Genomic DNA, 25,537 nt, shown 5'->3' with positions numbered 1-25,537 from the left:
AAGGTGAGATACTCATACTTGAGTTTCTCTGTGTCTGCCGATTCCCGCCCTCGCGCATGCAACATACTTGCCGGTTATCCTGTCTTTGAAAGCGATGATTCCCGCGCTGTGATCAGCGACACCTCGCATCACTTTCAAGGAAGATGACATGCCGGTTTCTCGCAATTTCCCCATCAAGTCCGCCGCCATTTTTCTCCTCTCGTCATTTTCGCCGCTTGCCGCGGGCACTGCTCCGTACGTCGTCGCCATTCAACCTGCCGCGCAAGCGATGGTATCTCCCGACAATCTGGAAATCGTGGTGCAATTCGATGTTGCGGTGGATCCCGCCAGCATCGATGCGCGTTCGTTGTCTGTTTTTGGCCGCTGGACGGGTGTTTGCCCCGGCCAGTATATTTTCGAAGAAGAAAACCGGCAAATTCGCTTCAAGCCGGCCAAGACATTCTCGGCAGGCGAGTGGATTACGGTATCACTTTCGAAGGGGATCAAAAGTGCAACCGGTGAAACCATGACAAAAGGTTATGCCTGGAATTTTTGGACGAGGACAAGGCCGGGTTCACTCGAGCTGCAGGAGATTCGTCGCATCAATGTCCGGCGTCAGGGCGAGGGCCGCATCCGCACTTACGGCGCTTATGCCGGCGACTTGAACGGCGACGGCTTTCATGACATCACGCTGCCGAACGAGGAAAGCGATGATATTCGCGTTTTTCTGAACGATGGCGCCGGCGATTACGTTTCTTTTACTGACTTTGATCTGCCGGCCAATTCGACGCCCAGCACCAATGAAGGCGCGGATTTCAACGGCGACGGTTTGCTGGATTTTGCCGTGGGCAACATCAGCGGCGGCACGGTTAGCGTGTTTCTCGGCGACGGCCAGGGCGGCTTGACGTCGCTGCAATCCTATCCCGTTGGCGCCGGAACGCGCGGGCTTGGTGTGATAGATTTGAACGGCGACGGCGCGCCCGATCTTGTGACCGCCTGTCGCGTTGCCAACACGATTGCCCTTTCAATCAACAAAGGCAATGGTACGTTCTTGGCGAGCGTGCCCGTTGAAACCGGCGTGAGCGGAGAAACTTCATGCGCGGTGGCAGATGCCAATGCCGACGGACTCATGGATGTTTTTATCGGCGGCTTCAATTCACGAGAAATTGCGCTTTTGCTGGGCGATGGTGACGGTCATCTGAATTTTTCAACCAAGGTGAATTGTCAGGGGGTGGCGTGGATGATTGCGGCCGGAGATGTCGATAACGATGGCAACGTCGACGTGGTTTCCGCCAACGCCACACAAAACCAGGTTGCCGTGCTGCGCGGCGACGGCGCCGGACAACTGAGCCTTGTGCAAACGTTCAATACCGGATCATTTCCGCTTTCCATCGATCTTGGTGATCTTGACGGCGACGGGGATCTGGATTTGGCGACCGGCAATTTTTCCTCCGCCGATTTTATGATTTTCGAAAACAACGGCAACGGCGTGTTTGGAAATCCGCGCCGCTTGCGCGCGCAAAGCGCCGGCTCTTGCGCCGTGTTGCACGATCGCGATCGCGACGGTGACCTTGATGTGACCGGGATTGACGAGCAGGATGATTTAATTTTTTTGTTTGACAATCCGGGCGCCGGAACAGTTGTGCATCATGCTGCAACAAATTCACTGGCTCCTGCCGGATTCGAGCTTAAGCAAAGTTATCCCAACCCCATTTCCGCTTCCCGTGTTACGCGAACAGCGCTTCAGAGCCGCGTTACCATTCCCTTTTATCTAAAACAAGCCTCAGAGGTAACGCTTGACATTATTAATTTAAAAGGTGAAACAATCATGGTGTTGGTCAAGGAAAAACTAGCGGCCGGCGAACATCAAGCGGTGTTAAATATCGCGCATTTGCCTGCTGGAATGTATTTTTATCGGCTGTCGGTGGGAAAGCTTCGTATGGTTAAGAAAATGTTGAACTTGAAAGCATGGTAGAAGGGCAAAAATACTTGAAAAACACCTTGACTTTGCAAGGTGATTGCATTATATTGATGCCGCTTTAGAAAACGAAAATAATGGCGCGCAGTACGGTTGGTTTCGATACAAACTACGAGATCCCCCCCCAGTCTCGTAAGTTTGAACCGGGTTGTCGAAGCATAAATCGGAAGCGCGCCTTTTTATTTTGTGCCTTCTCCATTACCTTCCGTTTTTGTTGCTATCTTCCCATTCCAATGTCATTCATCACGCGGCGTGTTACTTTCTTCGCAAGATCAGCATGCGAATTTCTGTCATATCTTCCATCGCGAAGCGAATGCCTTCGCGGCCCAGCCCGCTTTCTTTGACCCCGCCGTATGGCATATGATCGACTCGCCACGAGGGCACCTCTCCGATCAACACACCGCCGACCTCGAGTTTGTCCCACGCACGATGCGCCTTGTAAATATCGCGCGTAAAAATGCCGGCTTGTAAACCATAAACACTGTCGTTGACTTCATTCAATGCTTGCTCGAAATCAGTAAATGAGGAAAGCACGGCCACCGGACCAAACGCTTCTTGCGCACAAATTTTTTCGCCGGAGGGCACGTGTTCGAGCAGCGTTGCTTCCAGCATTGCGCCCTGCCGTTTGCCGCCGCAAAGTAATTTTGCGCCGTGCGCAACGGCGCTCTTGATCCAATTTTCGAGACGCTCGGCTTCCTTCGCGGAAATCATTGGGCCAATGAATGTCGACTCGTCTTTGGGATCACCCATAACCAGCGCCTTCGTGGCGGTTACGAGTTTATCGCGGAAAGACTGATAGACGTTTTCGTGAATGATGATGCGCTGCACGCCGATGCAGCTTTGGCCGGATTGATAGAATGCGCCGAAAATGACGCGGCTGACCGCGTCGTCGAGATCAGCGTCTTCGTCAATCACGACAGCGGCGTTGCCGCCTAGCTCAAGCACGACTTTCTTTTTGCCGGCGCGTTTTTTTAAATCCCAGCCCACTTCCGGTGAACCGGTGAAACTCAGCAGCTTTAATCGTTCATCTTCGGTGAACAAGCGCGCGCCCTCACGCGGGCATGGCAAAATCGAAAAAGCGCCCGCTGGCAAATCCGTCTCAGCCAGCACTTCACCGATGATTAAAGCGCCAATGGGTGTAAGGCTCGCAGGTTTGAGCACGAACGGGCAACCGACGGCGAGCGCCGGCGCAACTTTGTGCGCCGCCAAATTCAATGGAAAATTAAATGGCGAAATGAATGAACACGGTCCGAGCGGCACGCGTTTCCACATACCCGAATAATTCCGGGCGCGCGCGGAAATATCGAGCGGCAAAACCTCTCCGGTCATGCGCACGGATTCTTCCGCGGCAATACGAAAGGTATCGATCAAACGGCCGACTTCACCGCGGCTGTCTTTGATCGGTTTGCCGGCCTCGATGCAAAGACTCAGCGCTAGTTCTTCGGCACGTTCAGTGAAGCGCTTGACGCAATGGTTGAGCACTTCCTGGCGTTTATAGCTCGGCAGGGCGGCCATCGGCTCAGCCGCTCTCACGGCTGCTGCGATTGCCTGGTCAATAGCGTGTTCATCGGCTAATGCCACGCGCGTAGCGACTTCGCCGGTGTATTTGTCGGTAACCTCGAGATCCGTGTTGGGCTGCTGCGGCTGGTTGGCGAGATAATAGGGATAATTTTTTTTCAGCATATCGGCCTCGAAAAGTGAAGATCTAAAAACGATGCGTTCCGATGATAAAGATGACAAGGCTGAATGTCAATCGAATCGTTGCCTGTTGCGCTTCGATGAAGCGATGATTTCAGGCTCGGTTGCAAAGCGGCAGGCCGTTAAACCAAGCCAATTGGAAAGTCGTTGCCGAAAGCGGGCGACGAGAGCATAGCCGATGATTTCAAACAACAACAACACAGGGAAGGCATAGAGCAAAACGATCAAAAGCGACCAGGGGAGGCGGCGCATGAGAAAATAATTCAAAGCAAACGCGCCGCGATGCACTTTCCCACGCCGCGAAATAACGTGAAGCTGTTTGGCGCATTGCGCATGCGTGACGCCGAAATCCTCTAGTTCGGATTCCGGATAGCTTTGATAGGGATGAATCTGCCATTTTTCGTTTTGTGCCATGCGCCGCGCGTGCTGGGCGCATAGATTGCAAATTCCGCAATCCCCGTCGAATAACATGTAATCATGCTGGCCCGTAACAATCTTCATGAAAATTTTGATCACGTATTCGTTACGATGCGAATTTCGATATTCGAGTTCGAGGTTTTTTCGCCTGCAGCATTGATCAATGCAGATGCCGCGGCCAAACCGTGGCAAAGCAATTCACGATTTTGATCGTTACGTCTTGTTCGGTTACAGTTTTTGTACGATGACAGAGTAAATCGCCAAGCCCAGCCGGCGAAATTTTTCCTCATACAACGTTGGAACACGGTCCGCCAGTTCGCTGCTCACGCCCTCCGGAATCTGGCTTTGCAAGCCCGGTTGCGTCAGCAAGAGCCGCAACATGTCCTGGGCATAATTCCTCAAATCCGTGGCAACCACAATTCGTCCGCCAACAACTAAACGATCGTGCAATAATTTGATCAATTCCGGCTGCAGCATGCGGCGCCGCGCGTGGCGGCGTTTGGGCCAGGGATCGGGAAAGTTGATATAAATCGCATCGAGTTGGTTTGCGCAAAAGCCTGTTGAAAAGGCTGCAAGGGCGTTCATCTGCAACAAGCGAACATTCGGCAATTGCCGTGTTTGAATTTTTTGATTCGCTCGCTGAATGCCCTTGGCATAAACATCAATGCCAATAAAATTCGCGCCGGGTTCGTTTTGTGCCATGGCCGCGAGAAAATGTCCATTGCCGCAGCCGAGATCGACTTTGAGGGGATTCTGATTGCCAAAAACTTCCTGCCAATTTTTCTCACCATTCAGATCTTGATGGTCGATGATCCACGACATATTCATGAGAGTTGCCGCCGCGCGACGAGATTAGGGCGTGAATATTTTTGTTTGCGGATCCCACGTCAGACCATGTTGATGCGTCTCCCACCATTGGCGAAACGGCGCAATGGCCTGATCATTCAATACTGCAGGCGTTTCGGCGGGAAAGACATAATCTATTTTTGCATGCGCAATAAGATGTTCGTGGGCGTCTTTGCGCACGTCGCTGGCTTCGCCGTGATCCATAATATCGATCAATATCTCCAGCCCGCGGGCTTCGCCGAATTCGAGCGCGGCTTCCGCTAATTCAACCCGAATATACTCATCTTCTTCTTTTGCTGCGGCTGCGAGCAGTTGCGGTGTGACGCCGGCATTGCCCAGGATTTTTATGGCGCGCACGGCGTCTTCGCGCACCAAATCTTCCGGATCAGAAAGCCGTGCGAGAACTTCAGGCAAAGCTGCCGAAATTTTATGGTTGATCACGACGCGTAACGCCTGGCTGCGAATTTCGGATTCCGGATCAGATAACAGCGGCAAAATTTTCGCGAGAGTTTCGGAGGTAGCCGTGGAATCATCTGTCAACAAGCGTAGGCCGATGAGCCGCTCATTTTTAAGGGAGCTGGACAACAACCTGAACGGATCGGAATCGTTTTTTTTCTCGAACAAGGAGGTCAGGCCGAAGAATGCCACGAATGCCAGGCTTCCTGCCAAGACGCGCATGATTGCCACAGCTTTTTGGGAGGCATGCAGAAGATACCACAAGACGCCGCTCGCAATTAAGAATATCGCGAAGCAAACGACGATGGTGGGGCCGGAGGGCAGGTCCGAGGTGTACGAGATGATTACACCGAGCAAGCTTACGATCGCGCCCACCGCCCAGCCGATGGCCAGACGCGTGCTGATGCGATCGGCAAACAGCACGGCAATCACCGCGGGAATCACCAAGAAGCAGAAGACGAGCAGCACGCCGGCAATCGCCACGGAGCTGGTGACGACGAAACCAAATGTGAAGTAAAACAAAAAATCCCATCCGCGCACGGAAATGCCCTCGGCTTCGGCGCGCAGCGGGTCTTGTGAAATGAGTAAAAAATTCTGACGAAATTTATAATGAAAAATGCCGATGGCCGCATACAGCGCTGCCGTTGCGGCGATGTTCGATCCGCGCACCCAGAGAATGCTCCCGGCCAACAAGGTTTCAACTTGTTCGGCGCCGTGCGCCAGCCTGGCCGTCATCAAAATCGTTGTTGCAAGCGCGACGGCATACGTGATGCCGATGATGGCTTCTTGCGGCACACGCTCGTGGCGCATGCGGGTAAGCGAGAAGATGAATGCGCCGATGGATGCAAACAGCAGTGAAAAAAACTTGATGCTCCATTGGTCGGCATCGAGATCGTAGCCCAGCAAAACGCCATACACCGCGCCCAGCGCGGCGATTTGCGCCAGCGCGAGATCGACAAAAATGACTTTGCGTGCGAGCACGTGGATGCCGAGATAAACATGAATACCGGCCAGCAGCAAACACGCCAGCATCGGGTAGGTCATCGTGCGAAAAAAATCCGCAATCATGGCAGCAGGCTCACAATCAGATAATCGATGAGATCGAAGTAGGTTGGTGTACTCGCGTTTGAGCCGACATCAATGGGTACCACCACCACGCGGGCGCCGGTTTGCTCGGCGATATAATCCGCGGCAGTTCGTTTGTAAAACTGTTCAACCAAAATTGTTTTGATGTTTTGCGCTTTCATGGTTTCGATCACGCGATCGCGATGGCGCGCCGAAGGCTCAATGCCCGGCTTTTCTTCAAGTTCGAGCGGGATGATGAAACCGAACCGGTGCGCGAAATAAACCCAGGTTTTGTGATAGGAGATGATTTTCAGGCCGGCCAGGGGCTCCGCTTTTTTCAGCCAACCGCCCAGCTTGTCGTCGAGGTTGCGGGTTTTTAAATACTCGAGCAATTTGCCCTGCCGCGCCAGGCGGGTGAGTTTGCTGCCGCCAATCTCACGCACCAAATCGGCGCCAAAAAGCGCGTCGTCAATTTTATGATGGAATGCCGCCAGGCGTTGCTCGTAATAAGCCGCGTTGGCTTGATCAATGGCCTTGAAACCGTTGGCAATGTTCTCCGTGATTTGCTTGGCGTTGATGGGGTCCAGCCAAATGTGCGGATTGCCGTAGGGATGCACATCGCCCCATTCGCGCGACAGCGACTGCGGCAATTCGAGCGTCGGTACGTTTGTCGATGCAATAATCAAACCCGGCTGGCCTTTTTGGATTTTGAGATTGCCGGAACCGTTGATCAAGTTCTCCGTCCACAATTCAAGTTGCAGGCCGATTTCGATAAATGCGTCTGCCTCGCGGCCGCGTTTCATCAACGTCGGTCGCGGTTGCACAAAATGCGGATCTTCATGCGGATCAGCCAACGCCTCGACTTGCACCTTGTCTCCGCCAATCTCTTCCGCAAGATTTTTTAATACCGGCAGGGTTGTGACGACTTTCAGTTTGCCGTTGGGGGCAGCATTAACTTTTTCAATGTTTATCGGACTGATGAAGAAGACTATCAAAATCATCAAGCAATGCTTATTCAGGTATCTCATGCGAGCCTCCGCAAGACGGTGAGGATCATCGTTGCCGTCAACGATTTACCCAATAAGGTTCGGTCGGATGCGAGCCAAACACAAAATTGATTTCAAGAAATGCTGAGTTCAAACCATCGTACGCAACCTCGCTCTCAACATGCTCAAAGCCGAGGCGCAGCCGCAGAAACTCGGTGGTATAATAACTCAGGAATGCCGCATAGGCTTGCGTCTGCAGCTTCGCGCCGGTTAACGCCTCCGTCATTTCAGCGCGCACGCCCAAATAAGTACGGCGGTTGAATTGATATTGCGACCAGGCATAAAAGCCCAACGGCCGGCGTTGCGGCTGCGAATCATCGGGCACGTTGATTGAGGTCCAATAAAGCTCTCCGCCAATCAGAAACGAATGCCATTCACCGTGGGTTTTGGGTCGCCATTTGTAGGTGAGATCGACTCCGTAAAGTTTGCTGCGCAAGCCGTCTTCGCCCTCGGCTTTACCCCAATATCCGCTTGCGCCCAGTTCGAGATCATGGCCGGAGGCGAGATCCCAGAACCATTTCACATGCGCGAGTCCGGCGAGATGATCGGCCGCGTTTTCAGCGGCAATCGGAATATTGCCGCCATTGAGCACATCAATTGTGGCTTCGAGCGTGTTGGAAGCGCCCGGCGAAGGCAGAAAGAATTGCGCCGACAGCCCATTTTGCAGGAAACCCTCTTCACCAAGAAATGTTTGCAAGGCGCGAGGATAAGAAGTGTGCGGCAAGTCGTGCAAGTGAATCTTGTTGAATCGTCCGAACTCCGGGCGATAGCGGCCGGCCTTCAATTTTAAACCAAGAGGGGCGGTATTGAGCAAGGGTAATTTTTTGAGCACAAGATAACCCTCCTCAATGCCGGTGACGAATTCATTGGGTATTTCGGACTCGACCGCAACAATCAAAAAGCCGTCCGCCCAGGGGTCGATAGCAGCACGCAAATCGATTTCCACCTCGCGCAGATTGAAGCGATCATCAATCCTTGCGCCTTCTGCCAGTGCAATTTGTTGATTGTCGAAGCGGCCGATAAAATTTCCGAAGGCTGTGACACGGGGATTAAAAACATTTGCCGATTGCGGCTGCACCGTCGCGGTTTTTTGTGCAGCTTCGGCGAGCCGTTGTTCTAATTCTTCGATTTGCGCGCGCAAATCATCAAGTTCGTCAGCATGCGCCTGCTGCAATTCTTGCAGTTGGCGCTGCAAATCTTCAAGCGTCAGCGGCGAGGAAGAGGGCTGGGTTTGGGCATGCAGGAACGGTGTTGCCACTAATAAAGCGACGGCAATCGCCAATCTCCCGATCAATCGTGTCATTGGGCTTGCTCCCTTCGCGTGAATTCATGGTCTATCAGATGCCAACTTGTTTTTTGCATTCATCGGCCGGCAATTTGCGAAAGTTTTGAACACATTGCAAGCCACAACTCTGATGGCGTAAAAACTTTCCGGCCAGTGACGCAAGCCTGCCGCGTGTGATGGAGAAGAGCCTCGAATACTGTCGTAAACGTTGAGTTCGATTGGCCTTCATTTGCCGTGCCTCTCGCGGTCGCGACAGCGCAGGCGGAGTGTTGGAGGAGGAATGCGGATCGGGGGAACGTTACAGAATCACGATTCCCCCCCAAGCACTTCGATGGTGGGTATTTCAGGTTTTTCCAAGAAACAGCACAGAGGGCAAGCCCTTTAAGTTCCGAGCATTTCACCGAAGACAAGCGTTTGTTGCAGAGAATCTCAAAACCGGCATACGAATCGTTTGAGTTTTCTCGAGGGAATAAGCAGCGGTATTGTTATGCTCTACATCGGCCCGTCAAGTCGTCTTCAAAATAACGAGTGTCATATCATCGTGCTGAGGATGATCTCCTACAAATTCCCTCACCTCGTTGAAAATATAACGAACCAATTCCTGCGCAGAGCTGTTCTTGTATCGTTGCAGCAATTCCAGGAATCTTTGTTCGCCGAATTCTTCTTGCCGGCTGTTCATGGCTTCGGTGAATCCGTCGGTATAAAGCACGAGTGTATCGCCCGGCGTCATTTGCAATTCGCCTTCCACCAGCGTGCGCGTGAACACGTCGCCGGAATCGAGTCCCAGTCCGATACCGGCAGTCTGCAAAAGCCGCGCGTGGCTCTCACCGCTGCGAAAAACAATGCCGGGATTGTGTCCGGCGCGGGCGAAACGCAAGGCGCGCTGCCGGCTGTCCAATACCGCATAGAACATACTGACGTACCAATTGCGCTCGATGGTGCGATACATCAAGTTGTTGACCTTGCTCAATACTTGTTTCGGAGAGCTTTCCTCGCCGGCGTGTGATTGCAGAATGCCTTTTGTCAACGTCATATAGATCGCGGCAGGTATGCCTTTGCCGGAAACATCCCCGACGGCAATGCCGAGATTGCCGTCGTGCAACTCGACGAAATCAAAATAATCTCCGCCCACTTCAAGCGCCGGTACGCATACGCCGGCAATGTCGAATCCCGCGACTTTGGGCTGATTTTTCGGCAGCAATCCCAGTTGCACACGATGCGCGATCTCCAGCTCTTTTTGCAGGCGCACGCGTTCTTTGATGCGGCGAATGTGGGCCGGCTCATCTTCCGGTGTGTATTCGAATTCTTTGCCGCGGACGGCGCCCATCACGCCCACGACGAGGATACCCGCCAGCAAACCAATGCAGGCGAATGCGTTTGCTTCAAAAAATGGCGCCGTGCTGTCGAGCAACGGGCCAATGGCATTCAACGCCGCCAACACCGCGGCCGAAGTCATGGAGGCCAGCAAACCATATCGCCAAAAAATGAAACCCTGCAGCAAACCCGTTGCGATTGTCGGAATCAACAAAAAGTAAGCCGGCCGTAAACTGTAGGTATCTGTAAAAAAGATCTGAAAAAATCCCTCCAACACCGCCGCAACAAGGATCGCCCCGCCCGTTGATTTGAGCGCCCGGCGCAGCCACGAAATGAGCAGGAGTCAAAACACAATTTCGCCAAAGAGCGCCGCCAGCAGCATGTTGACCATCACGCCGAAGGCCGGGAGCGAGTGATCGAAAAGCGCGCCGCTGCCCGTGCTCAAGCGCGGCAACACGCCGAGATGTTTAACCAGCAAGAAAATGATGCCCTGCACCAAACCGAAAACGACCAACCCGAACGTGAAACCGATCGGCAATTCCCGTCCGGCGTTTTTACTCGTCCATTTGTGATTGAAAACGCTGTCGATGCCGGAGAGCAGGCGCGGTGTTTCCGTGCGCAACGTTTGTTCGCCGACCGTCCAGCCGGCCAGCACCATCAACGCGATGAGATTATAACCAAAGGCGGTCGAGACGCCCAGATGAATAAACTTGCTGAAGAGCTGGCTGACCGCGCCGAAACCGACGCCCACCCCCATGCGATCCCAGCCATTGATGGCGTAGAGGAGCAAGGCAACGAAAACGAGGCCCGCAAGCCATAATCCCGTGCGGACGCCGATCTCACCTTCGTGATATTTGCGCAAGAATGCAACGAGCGAACCGAAAAGCAAGACGAGGTAAACGATGACGGAAATGGTGTTGAGCAAAATGTTGGTCGAACTCACCACGCCGGAGGTTGTCAAAAAATTCTGTGGATCGCGCACGTAACGCACAACCCCCGACAATTCCGCGCCGCTGAGGGAGACTTCGATCACTTCTGTTGCTTCTTTTAGAGTGGCGGCGTCCCGGCGCGCGAACGTTAGCTTGTGATCCGTGCGTCGAGGTTTTTCAAAACGATCAGACCGTTCTAATTTGAAATCGCTTGCTCGAATTTCGGGCCAGTTGTTCACGGCCGCTTGTGCGCGCTGCAAAGCTGCCTCGTTGCTAAGCGAATCGCCGGCGGCGGAATCCGGTAAAAAATGGTAGAAACTGATCAGTTTTCCTGCGGGAGAAATGCGCACTTGATAAGTTTCCCGTTGCTGATCTTTGGGCACGTTGCGGTAGTAATCGAATTGCCAGAAGGACAGCGGCAAACTGCCGGTGCGTCCCAGCGCCATGATTGGCTGCACGCCGAATTCGCCCATCAAATATTCGATACCGGAAGCGTCGTATACAAAAATGCCGTCGCAAAAAAAACTGCTGGCGTCGAAACGGTTGCGCTGTAAACATTCGTCGGCAAGAGCAGCCGCCTGGCTGCGCGTAATTTCCAGCCGGCTCGCAAAATAGGGGTTGATCTTTGGCATGAAGTAAACGCCCAGCGCCAGGCCGGCGAGGGCAAGCATGGTAAGTAACAGGAGACGTGAGGTTGTCATGCGTTTCATGAATACTCCGGATGAGCCTTGAGGGGTGGACTAAAATCGCGTTGATAAAAATACATCCGTTTTTACAGGAAAACAAATCAAATGTTGCCGAGTTCCTGCCGTCAAAGTGCGCAGGCATATTGTATGGCCATTTTCAAAAGCAGAGCCGTACCGGAAGCGGCGTTTATCAGCGAGCGTTCTAATCGTGTGAAAACCGGAGAAGGCCGTCTCCTGCGAGGCGCATGCACACCCCCGAGCCAGTTTGGCGAAAGTCAAGCAGCCGTTTCACCGGGGGTGTTTATGGCTTCATCAGGCGTTTGCTCGCGAAAAAAAATTGTGGAAGCAGCCGGAAATGCTTGACATTGTATGATGAAATGTGTATCTGCAAAAAAAATGAATAGTGTTGCGGCGTTATTTTATATGATTAATCATTCACGACATGTTGAGCCTATTCTTACACAGCCTTTGGGCCGCGTGCATGCCTTGTGGTATGTTGCTGTTCAGCAAAGCCGGTGTGGTTGTCGCGCTTTTGCTGTGGCAGCACGTGGGGTATTGCAACAGACTTTTGCGATTCTGTCGCGGAGCGCGCACCGTTCCTTTTTTGATTTTCGAACTGCGTTTCCGGCTCAACCTGCGCTATTGGGTTCAACGGCTCTCCCAACTTCTGCGGCACGATGAGGTTCGCCGCGTTTGCCCCGCCATTCTAAGCTCCACGTTTTTGCTGCTCCGCTACGGACGCAATATCTTCGATTTCTTTAAAACCTTTTCCTTGAGCGATATTTCGCCTCCGCAAATCGCCTAAAAGTCATTCCCTGATTTATATCAACAATTAATACCGCTTCGCCTGTTTATCTCCTGGCAACTTATGATAACGGGCGCGGCTTTGCTTTGCCCTTTGAATTTTCAACGCTGGCCGCGTAAATGTAAACGACAGAAATGCCGGCGCCGAATGATTCTTGCAAAACCCTCCGAGCAAAAAATGTTTGAGGCAGATGAAGGTTAAGCAGGAATCGCTCGAACGGCAAGTTGATTGTCAAATGTATCGCTTGCGTGTTAGAGGTGGAAAATGATCCCATCAAAAAAACAATGCTATTCCCGGAGGTGAATCATGATTAAAACACAGAAACATTTTTCAAAAATTGCCGGACGTTATGGCAATCTGAGAACGACGGATGCGGCGCCAATCACGTCGATTGCGGGCCGTTTGCAGACGTTTTCAAAAGTCTGCGCCGCGGACGTCGGCTGCGGCCAAGGGCGGTATGATTTAAAGCTCTTCGAACATCTTGGCGAGTCGCTTTATCTCTACGGCGTGGATGGCAATCGCAACATGCTGCAACAAGCCGTCTCGTATTTGCGGCGGCACGGCATCCACGCTTTTCAGACGGTGGAGGCTTACGCTCGGCATCTTCCGTTTGAACCGGCTTCCTTGGATTGCATCTTAACGTTCAATGCCGTGCACCACTTCAAAGTTGTGCAGTTTTTGAATGAATCGGCGAGAGTTCTCAAGGACGGCGGCTATTTGTTCATTTACACCCGGTTGCGCACCCAAAACCGGCGCAACATTTGGGGCATGCACTTTCCTTCATTCAATGAGAAAGAGACACGCTTGTTTGAATTGAACGAGCTGGAAGAGTGGCTGTGGCGAACCTCGGGCCTGCAACTCGAAGCGATAGAATTTTATAGATATGAACGCGTCAGCAGTTTGTCGGAGTTGACGGCGCGCGCCCTGGAGCATCATTATTCGACGTTCTCGTTATACGGCAAGAAGGAGTTCGATGCTGCCTTGCAGCAATTCCAGGAAGTGATCGGGCAGAGTTATCGCGACGTGAACAATATAAGTTGGTATGATGAAAATGTATTGCTGATCGCAAGAAAGTCGGCAGTTCCGTCAATAAATTGGGACGTTTTTTAACGCGGGAGAGCCGGGCGGGATGAGCTGAGGCACGTCCCCGGGTCACTGCGATATTCTTGCATGAGGTATAATCGCGAAGCAACACTGTTTTTGTGTCGCTTCGCGGTTTAAAGGGGTATCTGAATGCTCGCCGTTGCCATAATTTTGCGCGTACACGTCTATTGGTTTTATTTTAGTATTTCCCCCTCCGTCGCCGCCACTACCGTGGCGCATGACGCATCGCCGGTGACGTTTACCACCGTGCGGCACATGTCGAGCAGGCGGTCAACCCCGAGAATGAGCGCGATGCCTTCGAGCGGCACGCCCACGGTTTTGAGAACGAGCGCCAGCGTAATCATGCCGACTCCGGGAACGCCAGCTGCGCCCACCGAAGCCAGGGTTGCGGTAAGAACGATCAGCGCTTGTTGCGCTAAGGAAAGTTGCATACCGAATACCTGTGCTATGAATACCGCGGCCACGCCCTGATACAATGCCGTGCCATCCATGTTTATCGTCGCGCCCAAGGGCAATACAAACCCTGCGACGGTTTTCGACACGCCCAAATTTTCTTCAACACACTCCATGGTTACCGGCAGCGTAGCTGAGCTTGAGCTTGAGCTGAAGGCAATGAGTTGCGCCGGACGAATGCCGCGAAAAAATTTCTGAATCGAAAATTTTGTAAACGTCTTGAGCAATGCAGGATAAGTAATGCTGGCATGAAGCAGCAGCCCCAGCATAACCACGATGGAATATTTCGCCAGCGTGACGATGATGCTCAGGCCGAATTCGGCAATCATGGCGGCAATCAGCGCAAACACGCCATAGGGCGCAATTTCCATGATGATCATAACCAGTTTCAACATGGCTTCGTTTATGCCGTCAAAAAAGGCCAGCACCGGCTGCGATTTTTCCCGCGGCAGCAAAGTGAGCACGATGCCGAAGGCCAACGCAAAAAAAATGACTTGCAGCATCTCCGCTTCCACGAACGCGCGCATTGGATTGGTGGGGATGATGTCGAGCAGCACATCAACCACACTGGGCTTTTGCAGGGCTTGTTCGATCTTGGTGCTGGCTTCCGCCTGATAATTGGCGAGCAACTGCTCCTTGGTTTCGGCGGGCAGGCCGCGTCCGGGCTGAATGACATTCGCCAACAGCAAGCCGATAATGATTGCAATAGCCGTGGTGAACAAGTAATAAAAGAATGTTTTGACGCCCATACGCCCAAGCCGGCGAATGTCGGAGAGATTCCCGGTTCCTACCACCAAAGAGGCAAATACGAGCGGGATCACCACCATGCTGATCAGACGAATGAATGCCGTGCCGAAAGGCTTGATGTAAGCGCTAAAAAAGGCGGCCTGTCCGATTTGGTTGGCGAGCAGGCCCACAAGTATACCAAAGATGAAACCCAATAGGATTTTGGTGTAGAGCTGAAGCTTGGGACGTGGCATGTCTTCACCTGTGTCGTTTAGGGATGAGCTGGCAATTGCTGTGTTGCAAAAGTCGAAAAGATTTTGGAAGTTACTTCTGCGGCGGCCCGGCCGGATCTCACGCAGTTGTTGCGATGGGCCATTGGCCGCGGATGTACTGTGGCTGCGGTTGCGCTTGCGTAAATCCCGCGAGAATTGAAGGTTTGATATCCCACCTCCGAATCAGCGGGGCCACATGTGCAGACGGCCGCCACTCCGCTAACTATTCCGTTGAATAAAACAAGGACGTGCTTTCTATGATCATATTTCTGGCAAGCAGTTTGATCGCCATCGTGGTTTCGTTTCTATGTTCGCTGGCGGAGGCTGTGTTGTTGAGCCTGAATCCCATCCGGCTTGAAATGTTGAGGCAACAAGGCCGCCCGTTCGCGTCTTCCTGGCTCGCGATGAAGCAGAATGTCGGCCGGCCCATCGCAGCCATTCTGATTCTCAATACCGTTGCGCATACCGGCGGCGCGACAATTGCGGGTGGCGCTTTCGACGAAATTTATGGCGACGAGTGGTTATGGTTGTTCTCCACCATGTTTACCTTCGTCATCCTGTTCGGCACGGAGATCATTCCCAAAGTGCTGGGTGTAACGTTCAATGAACGGCTGGCGCCAGTGATCGCGCCGGTGTTGCGCTTCAGCATCACAATTTTGCAGCCGATTATTTTTCTCACGGAGTTCGTTTCCAGTTTGCTCAAGGGCAAGGGCGAGGAATCCGGTTTGAGCATCGCCGACCTGCAAACGCTGGCGCGCGTCGCCAAAACCAAGAACCTCATCGAAGCCGAGCAGGAAAACATTATTCTCAATGCCGTCAAGTTTCACGAAACAAAAGTGCAGGCGGTGATGATTCCGCGGGAGTGGATTGTGTGCTTGAGCGCCAACCTGCCGGTGGAAGCCAATTTTGAGATTGCCAAGAATAATTTCCACACCCGTTATCCGATCAGTGAGACTGAATCCGTCGACGATATTATCGGCTACATCAATTTCAAGGAAATGGCAACGTTTGCGTTCGATTTCAAAGCGCTGAAACTGGAAGCGCTCATTCGCCCGATTTTGCATGTACGGGCCGACGCCAATCTCAATACCATGTTGAAGCTTTTTATTGCCAAGCGCCATCATTTGGCGCTGGTCAAGAATACCGACGGCCGCGTTATCGGCATGGTTACGCTGGAAGACGTGGTTGAGGAAATCGTGGGCGACATTGAAGACGAATTCGATTTGAGTTCGACAGAGATCATTCAAGTTGGCGCGCAAAGCTGGAAAGCCGGCGGAGACGTCAATATGAAGTTGATCTCCGAAAAAGTTGGCGTGGTTTGCGGTGAAACGGCCGCCTCCCAAACTCTGGCGCAATGGTTTGCTGCGAACACGGCGCAGTCGCTTTGTCCTGGCTGTACGCAAATGCTTGGCCCGCTGCGGGTCACGATTCAGCGTGTGCGCCGCGGCAAGGTGCATCAGGCCAAGATCGAGGTCGCAGCGCCGGTCAATTGAACCGGCTTTGACAAAGAAATCGAGGATCCCGGCCGGCATAATCTTCCGGTTGGGCGATGGCTTCGTTGATCCACTCGATCACCGCAGCATGGCCCAGGCTTTCCGGATCGTGGCGCAAATAATCGGATACCACCGCAAGCACACAAAAGCCGCGTTTGAGTTGAAACGAAAGCGTCGGATCGCCCAATTCACCTTTGACAACTTTGATGACATACTCTTCCGGCCCCATATGCGCGGCGTGGCGATGATAGCCTCGCAGCCGCGCGCCCGCACGAATACGCAATAACCCGAGACGCTCGACCAGCTCGCGCCGCGCTTGATAAAGCTGTTTGCCGACGCCGCGGCCTTGCATCGCCGGATGAACCATCACTTCCGCGCCGTACAGCGTACGGCCTTTTTCCAGATCATGATTGGTGAACATGCCGTGATCGGTGAAATCACGCCAATTCGCGCGCATGTCATAATCATTCCACCACACGATCAGGCTTGCCGCCATGCCGACCACGCGTTGTGAGTCCGTTTCCACCGCAACAAATTGCCCCTCCGGAAACACATTCAAATGCGAGGCCAGTTGCGTTGGCGACCACGGCACGCTGCTGGAATAGACTTCATGCGTCATGGCAATAATGCCGGGAAAATCCTCCGCGCGAGTGTTGCGCACGATGATTGAGGACGAGGATGTGTTCATAATGTCACCACTTCGGATTGGGACACAACCTCTGCCGTGCGGCGGCTGTCCCACAGCGGCAGCACGGTGCCCGAAGAACGCGACTCGGCAATCGTTTTTAGATTAAGCTCGCCGATAACCATCATCTCCTGATTGGGATTGCCCTCGGCGAGAATGCCGTCGCGTGAAAAAGAAAAATCACTCGGCGTGAGAATGGCCGCTTGCCCATAGTTGAGCGAAACCGCCGGCACCATGGGCAGCGAGCCGACGGTCGAGGAATGAATGACGTACATTTGATTTTCGATGGCGCGGGCATGCGCGCAGTAGCGCACGCGCAAAAAGCCCTGGCGATCATCCGTGCAACTCGGCGCGATGAGAATATGCGCCTCCTGCCGCGCCGCGGCGCGCGCAATCTCGGGGAATTCGACGTCATAACAAATGGCAATCGCCACCCGGCCAAAATCCGTTTCAAAAATTTTAAGCTTGGTTCGCGGCGAGACATGCCATTCTTCGGTTTCGAAGCGTGTCATGTGCATTTTACCCTGCATGCCGAGCGCGCCTTTCGGGCTGAAGAAAAAACTCTGATTATACACGCGCTCATTGTCATCTTCCATTGCCGGAATGGTGCCGGCAACGATGTAGATATCATTATTCCTGGCCAGGCCGTTCATCATCTCCAGAAAGCGCGGCACTTGTTTGGCTAAATCCCGGATTTGTTCGTTGATCGGGCGCTTGATTTGCCCCAAGGTCAGCAACTGCACGGTAAAATATTCCGGAAAGACCATGAGGTGGCATTTGTAGTCGGCGGCTGTTTGCACCAACGCCTCCACTTGATCGTGAAATTGTTCAAACGTCTGCACGGGGCGGATGAAATACTGCAGCGCTGCCACGCGAATACGTTCCATCAAGATGTCTCCTTTGGTGGGATGACAAAATTCCGATCAGCGGCGACTTTCTGTCGGGCCATTAAGCAGGAAATGCGAGCCAATCTCTCATAAAAAGATAGGAATGATGCCCAAAAATACAACTGCTTTCTTCTTGGCCCGGCGATCGCGTTTGAGATTCATCTGCGTTCCCTTACCGAAGCGGCGCTTGTGTTTCATGTTTAACTTGTTACCTTTTTTGTCGAGGTGTGTGAAATCGTTTGGCGGCTTCAGTGAGCATTGAATCGCAAACGTATTTCTCCACGCAAATCAACATGGATTTTTCCAAGAAAGGATGCGCGAATGAACAATCCCTCCATAACAACGAAGCGCAAAACTAAAAAGCGCGCCGCGCCGCTGGCCAAGCTCTCGCCGGCGACCAATCCCTTGAAAGGCAAAACCGTTGAGGATTTGGAAAATTCTTTCGTCGAACATTTGGAATTTTCTCTGGCGAAAGACCAGTTCTCTGCGACGCCGCACGATTGCTTCAAAGCACTGGCTTTGAGTGCGCGCGATCGCTTGTTTGAGCGTTGGATCGTCACCCAGCAATCCTATTATCAACAAGACGCCAAACGCGTGTATTACCTGTCTCTGGAATTCTTGATGGGACGCCTGCTAGGCGGCGCGCTGATCAATCTCGATCTTTATGGCAATACCTACAAGGCAATGGAAGAGTTGGGATTCGATCTGGAAGAATTGCGCGACATGGAACCTGACGCCGGGCTTGGCAATGGCGGCCTCGGGCGGCTCGCCGCTTGTTTCATGGATTCGCTGGCGACGCTGCAATTGCCGGCTTACGGTTATGGGATTCGCTACGAATATGGCATCTTTTGCCAAAAAATTGTGAACGGGCGGCAAATGGAAGCGCCGGATAATTGGCTGCGCTACGGCAATCCCTGGGAGATCGAGCGTCCGGAATACACCTACCCCGTCAAGTTCTACGGCCATGTGCGGGAATACACCGATGCGGACGGCAAGCTGCGCCACGATTGGATTGAAACCGATGACGTCATTGCGATGGCTTATGACACGCCGATTCCGGGGTTTCGCAACAACACCGTTAACAATTTGCGCTTGTGGAGCGCCAAATCCAGCGAGGCGTTCAATCTCGATTATTTCAATCATGGCGATTACGAACGCGCGGTTGCCGATCAAATTGACTCCGAAACAATTTCGAAGCTGCTTTATCCGCGCGATGATTTTTCAGCGGGAAAAGAACTGCGCTTGAAGCAGCAATATTTTTTGGTTTCTGCGACGCTGCAAGACATCATTCGCCGGTTCAAGAAAGGCCATCAAAATAATTTTGAAGTATTTCCGGACAAGGTGGCGGTTCAGCTCAATGACACACATCCGGCGCTGGCCATTCCAGAATTGCTGCGGCTGTTGCTGGATCGCGAAGGGCTGGGCTGGGAGCAGGCGTGGGAGATTTGCGTACGCGCGTTTGGTTACACCAATCACACCGTTCTGCCGGAGGCGCTGGAGCGTTGGAATGTGCCCCTTGTCGAGCGCCTGCTGCCCCGGCATTTGCAAATCATTTATGAGATCAATCGCCGTTTCTTGGACAAAGTCGCCGTTCGTTTCCCCAACGACAATGATCGTTTGCGCCGCATGTCGCTCATCGAAGAAAGCGATCCGAAACGCGTGCGCATGTCCAATCTGGCCATCGCCGGCAGCCATTCGGTGAACGGTGTGGCGGCGCTGCATTCCGAAATTATCAAGCAACAAGTTTTCAGGGATTTTTATGAGTTGTGGCCGGAGAAATTCAACAACAAAACCAACGGTATCACCCCGCGCCGCTGGCTTATGCTCTGCAATTGGGAGTTGGCGCAGTTGATCACCGACAATATTGGTGAAGGCTGGAAAAGCGATTTATTCGAGTTGAAAAAGCTGGAGGCGTTAAGCGAGAATGAAGCTTTTCAAATCCGCTGGCGAGAGGTGAAGCAAAACAACAAACATCGCCTGGCAGACATTATTCAAGCATGTTGTGGTGTGAAAGTCAATCCGGCTTCGCTGTTCGATTGTCACGTAAAACGCATTCATGAATACAAACGCCAATTGCTGAACGTGCTGCACGTCGTCACGCTGTATCATCGCCTCAAAGCGAACCCGCGGCAGAGCTGGACGCCGCGCACGGTGATTTTTGCCGGCAAAGCGGCGCCGGGTTATGTCATGGCGAAACGCATTATTCACCTGATCAATGCTGTTGCGGAAAAGATCAATCAGGATGCGGAGATCGGCGACAATCTAAAAGTGGTGTTCGTGCCGGATTATTCCGTGACGCTGGCGCAGAAAATTATTCCGGCGGCGGATCTTTCCGAGCAGATTTCCACGGCGGGCATGGAAGCCTCCGGCACCGGCAACATGAAGTTTGCGCTCAACGGCGCGCTCACCATCGGCACGCTGGATGGTGCAAACATCGAAATCATGGAAGAAGTGGGCCGCGAGAATATTTTCATTTTCGGCTTGACGGCGGCGGAGGTGCAGCAAACACGGCAATCCGGCTACGATCCGCGCCGCCTTTATCAAAACAATGCCGAATTGAAGCAGGCCCTGGATATGATCAGCAGCGGTTATTTCTCCCCGGCGGAGCCTGGGCTGTTTCGGGATATCGTCAGCAGCTTGCTGGATCGCGGTGATTTTTACATGGTGCTGGCAGATTATGCCGCTTATGTTGCGTGTCAGGCGAGTGTCAGTGCGGAATATCAACAGCAAGCGGGGTGGACGCGCAAAACCATTATCAATGCCGCCAACATGGGCAAGTTTTCCAGCGACCGCACCATCAAGGAATACGCGGAAGAGATTTGGCAAGTACGGCCGGCGCCCATCACGCTTTGAGGAATTGGCCGGCGACGCCCTCAGATTTTTTAGTTATCGGCTTGCTGGGAAGCAGGTAGAATCATGATCGGCGGAAGGAAAAAGATGCGGCAGTCCGTCGCATCTTTAAGCGGCCACATTTTTGTCGCGCGCTTGTTCAGAGTATTGCTTGATCATTTCCTCCATCTGTTTGCGCATGGTGATATTCTCGAAGAGAACGCCGACACAGTCGTTTGGCATGGGGAATGCTTTCAGGGCATAATAATTTTTGCCGACGTTGACATCGCCGTATTCGAACGCGCCAATGGTGCGTGATTGCCTGGTTTGGGCAACTTCAAGGTATTGTTCGGGAATGTCCGTCTGTTGCAGCGCCGGAAAAGCTTCGAGAATGTATTTTCCCAGCATGCGGCTCAAGTCCGAGCCGGTATATTTTGATGCCTGTTTGTTGGCGTAAACAAGTTTCAGCGAGTCTCTGGCGTTCCAATTTTCCACTTGATAGACGATGAGTCCGACGTTCATCTCGGAAAAGATTGCGTCAATCAGACTCGTCATGGTATCAACGTCGGCGAGGTTGAAGTTTTTTTTCATACTAGCCTCCATTTTGGCGTATGTCAGAGATTGGTTGGCCATTCACCTTGGTTTGATAGCTAAACAAATCCGTTTAAAAAAGCAATATTAGACTTTCAGTGTGGCGTTATACGCAGCAAAGAAGAATGGGATACGCGGCCTTTGTTGTAAATAATTTAGCCAATCTGCAAGTATTTCTTCAATGTCAGGTCCGGTTTGGGCGGAGTTGAATTTATCCCGAACGTTCTGGTGTAACTCGGAATAGATGCTTGTCATGAACTCGGGCTTGTCGGTCTGAGCGTTCAATTCGTAGCTCGGATTAGAGTCATTTTGAGCTGCAACGCAAATCACGCCCACGGCACCGGATCGGCGTCGTCGCGGCGGCCGCGGATCATCCAGATCACAAAGGTGGGATACAGCACGCGCCCGCCGAACATTAAAAAAATGACAATGATTTTGCCCAGGGCCGTGAGTTGCGGTGTAAGGTCGCGTGATAAGCCGACAGTGCCGAGCGCGGAGAAGGCTTCAAAGGCAGCTTCGTTTATTAAGAGGTGATCGGTATACATCAGCAAAAAGGCGCCGGCCAGGCCGGTCATCAGATACATGATGATCATCAACAAAGCGAGACGAAAAGGCTTGAAGGTGATGAACCATTTTGACGATTGCCGTTCGTCTCGAGGATCAAGGCGTTGAAACAGCCGCGCCAAAACCGCGGTTTTCACGCCCCCGCCGGTGGACTGCGGCGAAGCGCCGATGATCATCAACAGAATTGTACTGAACAGGCCTATAACGCCAAAACGCAATTGCGATTCCACTTGAAAACCAGCGGTGCGGGTCGTGACCGATTGAAAGACCGCGTCGAGCAAGGTTCGCGGTGTGCCATGCCACCAACTGTCGATCATGAATAAGACGGCGCCGAGGACGATTAACCCGCCGGACCAAAATAAAACGACGCGGCTCGCTTGCAGCAATGGACGGTTGTCCATCCAGGGCACCATGCGGCTGGCGGCGACCTGCGCGAGATTGGCAATCACCGGAAAGCCCGCGCCACCGGCAAGAATGAGCAACATGAGCATCACGAGTGTGGGGGGATCGTTGCGGAACGAGGCAAAGCTGTCGTTGAACAGCGCAAAGCCGGCATTGCAAAATGCCGAAATGGCGTGAAAGGCACCCTGCAAAATCGGATGCTCGAGGCGATCACGCCACAACAGCCAAAAAGCGAGTGCGCCAAAAGCCTCGATCGTCAAGGTGATTTTTACGATGGTCGCCAGCAAGCGCCGGGTTTCACTCAGTCTTACCCCTCCCACGAGTTCCGAAAAAACCACACGTTCGCCTAGCGTCAATGCGCCGCCGTGCCACAAAGCCAGCATGCCGAGAATCGTCAGTGTGCCCAGCCCTCCAATTTGAATGAACAATGCCAGGGCAGTCTGCCCCAGCGGATTCAGCGATGTCGCAATATCATAAACCGTAAGGCCGGTGACGCAAAGCGCCGAGGTTGCGGTGAATAAATTGTCGAGCCAGCCCAGCGGCTGCTGTTGCAAACCTGGCAAGGACAGCACGAGGCTGGCGGCAACGATGGCGCTGGCAAAGGTGATGGCCGGCAACGCCAATACCGGCACACGGCGGTTCGCCAGCCAGCGGTTGGCGAGAATCGCGCCCTTGGCCCAATTGCCGGCAAAGCCGAGCAAAAAGATGGCGAGATAAAATTCGCTGGCCACCCGCGCCGCGCTGGCATCAACCAGGTTTTGCGTGGAGCTCCACGCCGCCACGCCGGCAAGCTCGAGCACGATCATGAGCAGAATGAGATAGCGCATGGGGTGCTGCGTGAAATAGCCCCAAGGATCCTTGACCCACAATAAGCGATACATGGATTCAAGGAAGAAACCGATGGGCAGGAGGGCGGACCATGCAAACAAGATAAGCTGAGGAATCGGCAGATGCGGGAAGCCATAGCGCAAAGTCAGCATCATGAAGGCGAGAACACCGAGCGCCGCCTCCAGCCGATCCAGTATGCGCATGCGTTTGGCCGTTCGGTCGCTCATGTGCGTTCTCTCGTGGCCGGGGTCAGGGAGTGGACGGCTTTCAAGATTTTGGAATAAGGCAGCCAATGCTGTCCCCGTTCACGCATGACTTGCAGGTGTACCAGTCCGAGAGAGATGATGGTATAACGCACTTCTTCCACCGTAATGCGATCTCCGGGTTTGAGCGCATGCGTGCTGTTGAGATAAATGCCAACGGCGATTTCCTCGATGAGCGGGCGCAAAGCGATCAAAGTCGCCAGCAAAGTAATCAACAGCACGCCTACCGCAAACAAGCGCGGCGCGCCGGGATAAGGAAAGAGAATGAGAAACAAGGCAATGATCCAAATCACAATGCGCAGCGGGAAGTAGATCACCGGGTCGGATAAGATGGCTGGGGCATTTTCCAGGTGCCGCCGCCGGGAGAGCTGGCGCGTTGCCCAAAACGCCAGGAGCGCGACCAGCACGCTGTAGGCCATCAACAAGATGCCGCGCGCGGTGCCGCCAATGAGATCGAGGATCGGGCCGATAATGCGCGCCAGCAGCGCCGCTGCCAACGGCTGCGTTTGCGGAAATAATGCAAACCAGCCAAATGAAATTAAGATCACGATCGTGCCGTAGAGCAGCAACCGTTCGAGGCCGGTCAAAAAATCGACGATGCGCTGCGCTTGAAAATCTTTTTCTGAAAGGCCGCGGCGTTCCGCCAGTTGCCGCAGCCAGCCGAGCGCCGCGCTGCGCCAATTGCGTTCCCAGCGCAGCACGCCCAAACGCGTCATGCGCAAAACCACAAGCAACGAAAAGGGATAGATGACGCCCAGCAGCAGGCGCAGCAACAACTCTTCTTCATTCCAGTCTGACGTTGGCGCGGGGGGCGGCACCGCCAGCACCTGCTCGCGAATCATGACGGCATTGGCCAGCGGCGAGAGCTGCCAATCAACGCGATTTTCCGGGCGCACGATTAGAACTTCCGTGGTATCCAGCACAAGCACGCCGGCGCTTTCGCGCTCACGCAATCGAATTTTCTCGGGCGAGTTGGCGTGGACGCGAAGCTCCTGCAAAATATTCTCAACGCGGTGCGCTTCTTCGCGCGCGGCTGCACTGTCCGCGCCGAGCGCGATATAAACTTCAACGCTGTCGAACAGAACGGGCAACGCCACCCGGCTCGGTTTGGGGCGCTGGGGTTGCCGGGTTGTTTTTTTCTGCGCGAAGGTGCCCGCGGCCATCATACTAAACAAGCAGATGAATGTCATCCATTTGATCATACCGCCTCCTCCGGCATAGGCTCTTGCTCGGGACGAATTTTCAAGAGACGGAAGGTCATCCATACGTTGCTGATGACGACCACGAATGTTGCCAGGGTTTCCCACGCCGGGCCCGGTTGCGTGGCGCGGTTGACAAGCATGGCAGCCAGTACGGCAGTAGCCAGGCCGCGCGGCAACATGGCGTTAAGCAACGAGCGATGCTGCGCCGGCACCCGTGCAACCCAGCCGGTCAGTTGTACCGCAATCTCGCGCCCGACGATAATCGCCAATGCGCTCAAGGCAATGGTGAGCCACATGCGAAAGTCCGAGCCGGGCCATTGAAAAATGATGCCGAGATAAACAAAGAAGAAACTGCGCGTCAAAAATGAAACCTCGGCGTGCGACTCCGTCAGGCGCGGGTGCAATGCCACGCCGCCTTCTCCAAAGCTTTTGGCAATTTTTTCGCGAATGCGCGGGTTGATGATGCCGACGAGCGCTTCACCGTTCGCGAGCATCATGCCAAAAATCAGCACGGCCAGCGCGCCGCTGCCGTGAAAAACTTCGACCGCGCCCATCAACAAGAAAACGAAGCCGATGGTCATGAGATAGAAAAACGGGCGGGTGGAAAGATGGCTCAACAGCCACAGCCAAATCAAGCCGCCGGCAATTGCTGCTCCCGCGCCAATCAGCATGGATTTGCCGAGTTGGCCGGCAAGCAGCGACCCGGAAAGCTCGGTCTGCTCAAATCCGATGAG

General features: G+C 53.4%; 20 protein-coding genes. 5 read left to right on the top strand and 15 right to left on the bottom strand.

All coding sequences use genetic code 11. The features are described 5' to 3' along the window. The first annotated feature begins 148 nt into the window (after positions 1–148). Positions 149–1,954 (top strand): T9SS type A sorting domain-containing protein, encoded by a 1,806-nt coding sequence (locus FBQ85_06800; protein ID MDL1874864.1) that lies wholly within the window; start codon positions 149–151, stop codon positions 1,952–1,954. A 258-nt stretch (positions 1,955–2,212) separates the two neighbouring features. Here the strand turns inward: FBQ85_06800 and FBQ85_06795 are convergent, their stop codons facing one another. From FBQ85_06795 to FBQ85_06760, 8 genes are all read right to left on the bottom strand, one after another. After that, positions 2,213–3,640 (bottom strand): aldehyde dehydrogenase family protein, encoded by a 1,428-nt coding sequence (locus FBQ85_06795; GenBank protein ID MDL1874863.1) that lies wholly within the window; start codon positions 3,638–3,640, stop codon positions 2,213–2,215. A gap of 66 nt (positions 3,641–3,706) precedes the next feature. After that, on the bottom strand, positions 3,707–4,156 hold the full coding sequence (locus tag FBQ85_06790; GenBank protein ID MDL1874862.1) for a DUF393 domain-containing protein: 450 nt from the start codon (positions 4,154–4,156) through the stop codon (positions 3,707–3,709). Between the two features lie 144 nt (positions 4,157–4,300). Next, a complete protein-coding gene (gene trmB, locus FBQ85_06785) occupies positions 4,301–4,900 on the bottom strand; it encodes a tRNA (guanosine(46)-N7)-methyltransferase TrmB (GenBank protein MDL1874861.1) in 600 nt (199 codons plus the stop codon). Between the two features lie 24 nt (positions 4,901–4,924). Beyond that, a complete protein-coding gene (locus tag FBQ85_06780) occupies positions 4,925–6,442 on the bottom strand; it encodes a hypothetical protein (GenBank protein ID MDL1874860.1) in 1,518 nt (505 codons plus the stop codon). Beyond that, on the bottom strand, positions 6,439–7,467 hold the full coding sequence (locus tag FBQ85_06775; protein ID MDL1874859.1) for a zinc ABC transporter substrate-binding protein: 1,029 nt from the start codon (positions 7,465–7,467) through the stop codon (positions 6,439–6,441). Before FBQ85_06775 ends, FBQ85_06780 begins: the two co-directional genes overlap by 4 nt. Positions 7,468–7,504: 37 nt before the next feature. Then, a complete protein-coding gene (locus FBQ85_06770) occupies positions 7,505–8,788 on the bottom strand; it encodes a hypothetical protein (protein MDL1874858.1) in 1,284 nt (427 codons plus the stop codon). Between the two features lie 487 nt (positions 8,789–9,275). Beyond that, positions 9,276–10,298: a hypothetical protein gene (locus FBQ85_06765; protein MDL1874857.1), complete on the bottom strand. Its 1,023-nt coding sequence runs from the start codon at positions 10,296–10,298 to the stop codon at positions 9,276–9,278. Between the two features lie 129 nt (positions 10,299–10,427). Continuing rightward, entirely contained in the window at positions 10,428–11,723 is a 1,296-nt protein-coding gene (locus tag FBQ85_06760; GenBank protein ID MDL1874856.1) for a hypothetical protein, read from the bottom strand. Positions 11,724–12,180: 457 nt separating this feature from the next. Here FBQ85_06760 and FBQ85_06755 point away from each other — a divergent pair, with 457 nt between their 5' ends. Next, positions 12,181–12,504, top strand: coding sequence for a hypothetical protein (locus FBQ85_06755; GenBank protein ID MDL1874855.1), 324 nt, complete (start codon positions 12,181–12,183; stop codon positions 12,502–12,504). 306 nt (positions 12,505–12,810) lie between these two features. Then, on the top strand, positions 12,811–13,614 hold the full coding sequence (locus FBQ85_06750; GenBank protein ID MDL1874854.1) for a class I SAM-dependent methyltransferase: 804 nt from the start codon (positions 12,811–12,813) through the stop codon (positions 13,612–13,614). A 167-nt stretch (positions 13,615–13,781) separates the two neighbouring features. On the opposite strand, the gene FBQ85_06745 is transcribed toward FBQ85_06750, so the two are convergent. Next, positions 13,782–15,041 carry a dicarboxylate/amino acid:cation symporter gene (locus FBQ85_06745; protein ID MDL1874853.1) on the bottom strand — a complete coding sequence of 420 codons (1,260 nt, stop codon included), beginning with the start codon at positions 15,039–15,041 and terminating at the stop codon, positions 13,782–13,784. Between the two features lie 275 nt (positions 15,042–15,316). Between FBQ85_06745 and FBQ85_06740 the strand changes: the two genes are divergently transcribed. Then, positions 15,317–16,552 (top strand): HlyC/CorC family transporter, encoded by a 1,236-nt coding sequence (locus tag FBQ85_06740; protein MDL1874852.1) that lies wholly within the window; start codon positions 15,317–15,319, stop codon positions 16,550–16,552. On the opposite strand, the gene FBQ85_06735 is transcribed toward FBQ85_06740, so the two are convergent. Both FBQ85_06735 and FBQ85_06730 read right to left on the bottom strand, forming a co-directional pair. Further along, positions 16,545–17,240, bottom strand: a complete 696-nt coding sequence (locus tag FBQ85_06735) for a GNAT family N-acetyltransferase (protein ID MDL1874851.1) — start codon at positions 17,238–17,240, stop codon at positions 16,545–16,547. The genes FBQ85_06740 and FBQ85_06735 overlap by 8 nt on opposite strands. Then, positions 17,237–18,124, bottom strand: a complete 888-nt coding sequence (locus FBQ85_06730; protein ID MDL1874850.1) for an acyltransferase — start codon at positions 18,122–18,124, stop codon at positions 17,237–17,239. Before FBQ85_06730 ends, FBQ85_06735 begins: the two co-directional genes overlap by 4 nt. 321 nt (positions 18,125–18,445) lie before the next feature. Here FBQ85_06730 and FBQ85_06725 point away from each other — a divergent pair, with 321 nt between their 5' ends. Then, complete coding sequence (locus FBQ85_06725; protein ID MDL1874849.1) at positions 18,446–20,977, top strand: glycogen/starch/alpha-glucan phosphorylase; 2,532 nt, start codon at positions 18,446–18,448, stop codon at positions 20,975–20,977. Positions 20,978–21,082: 105 nt separating this feature from the next. On the opposite strand, the gene FBQ85_06720 is transcribed toward FBQ85_06725, so the two are convergent. The 4 genes from FBQ85_06720 to FBQ85_06705 form a co-directional block, all read right to left on the bottom strand. After that, positions 21,083–21,586 (bottom strand): hypothetical protein, encoded by a 504-nt coding sequence (locus FBQ85_06720; protein MDL1874848.1) that lies wholly within the window; start codon positions 21,584–21,586, stop codon positions 21,083–21,085. Between the two features lie 284 nt (positions 21,587–21,870). After that, positions 21,871–23,565 carry a hypothetical protein gene (locus tag FBQ85_06715; GenBank protein MDL1874847.1) on the bottom strand — a complete coding sequence of 565 codons (1,695 nt, stop codon included), beginning with the start codon at positions 23,563–23,565 and terminating at the stop codon, positions 21,871–21,873. Next, positions 23,562–24,866 carry a mechanosensitive ion channel family protein gene (locus FBQ85_06710; GenBank protein ID MDL1874846.1) on the bottom strand — a complete coding sequence of 435 codons (1,305 nt, stop codon included), beginning with the start codon at positions 24,864–24,866 and terminating at the stop codon, positions 23,562–23,564. Before FBQ85_06710 ends, FBQ85_06715 begins: the two co-directional genes overlap by 4 nt. Next, positions 24,800–25,537 (bottom strand): hypothetical protein (locus FBQ85_06705; GenBank protein MDL1874845.1); only part of this gene is annotated, 738 nt, incomplete at its 5' end. The genes FBQ85_06710 and FBQ85_06705, both read right to left, overlap by 67 nt.

This window comes from Cytophagia bacterium CHB2, assembly GCA_030263535.1.
GTDB lineage: Bacteria > Zhuqueibacterota > Zhuqueibacteria > Zhuqueibacterales > Zhuqueibacteraceae > Coneutiohabitans.
Note: the sequence above shows the minus strand (reverse complement) of the source record. Positions and strands in the feature narration are given on the sequence as shown.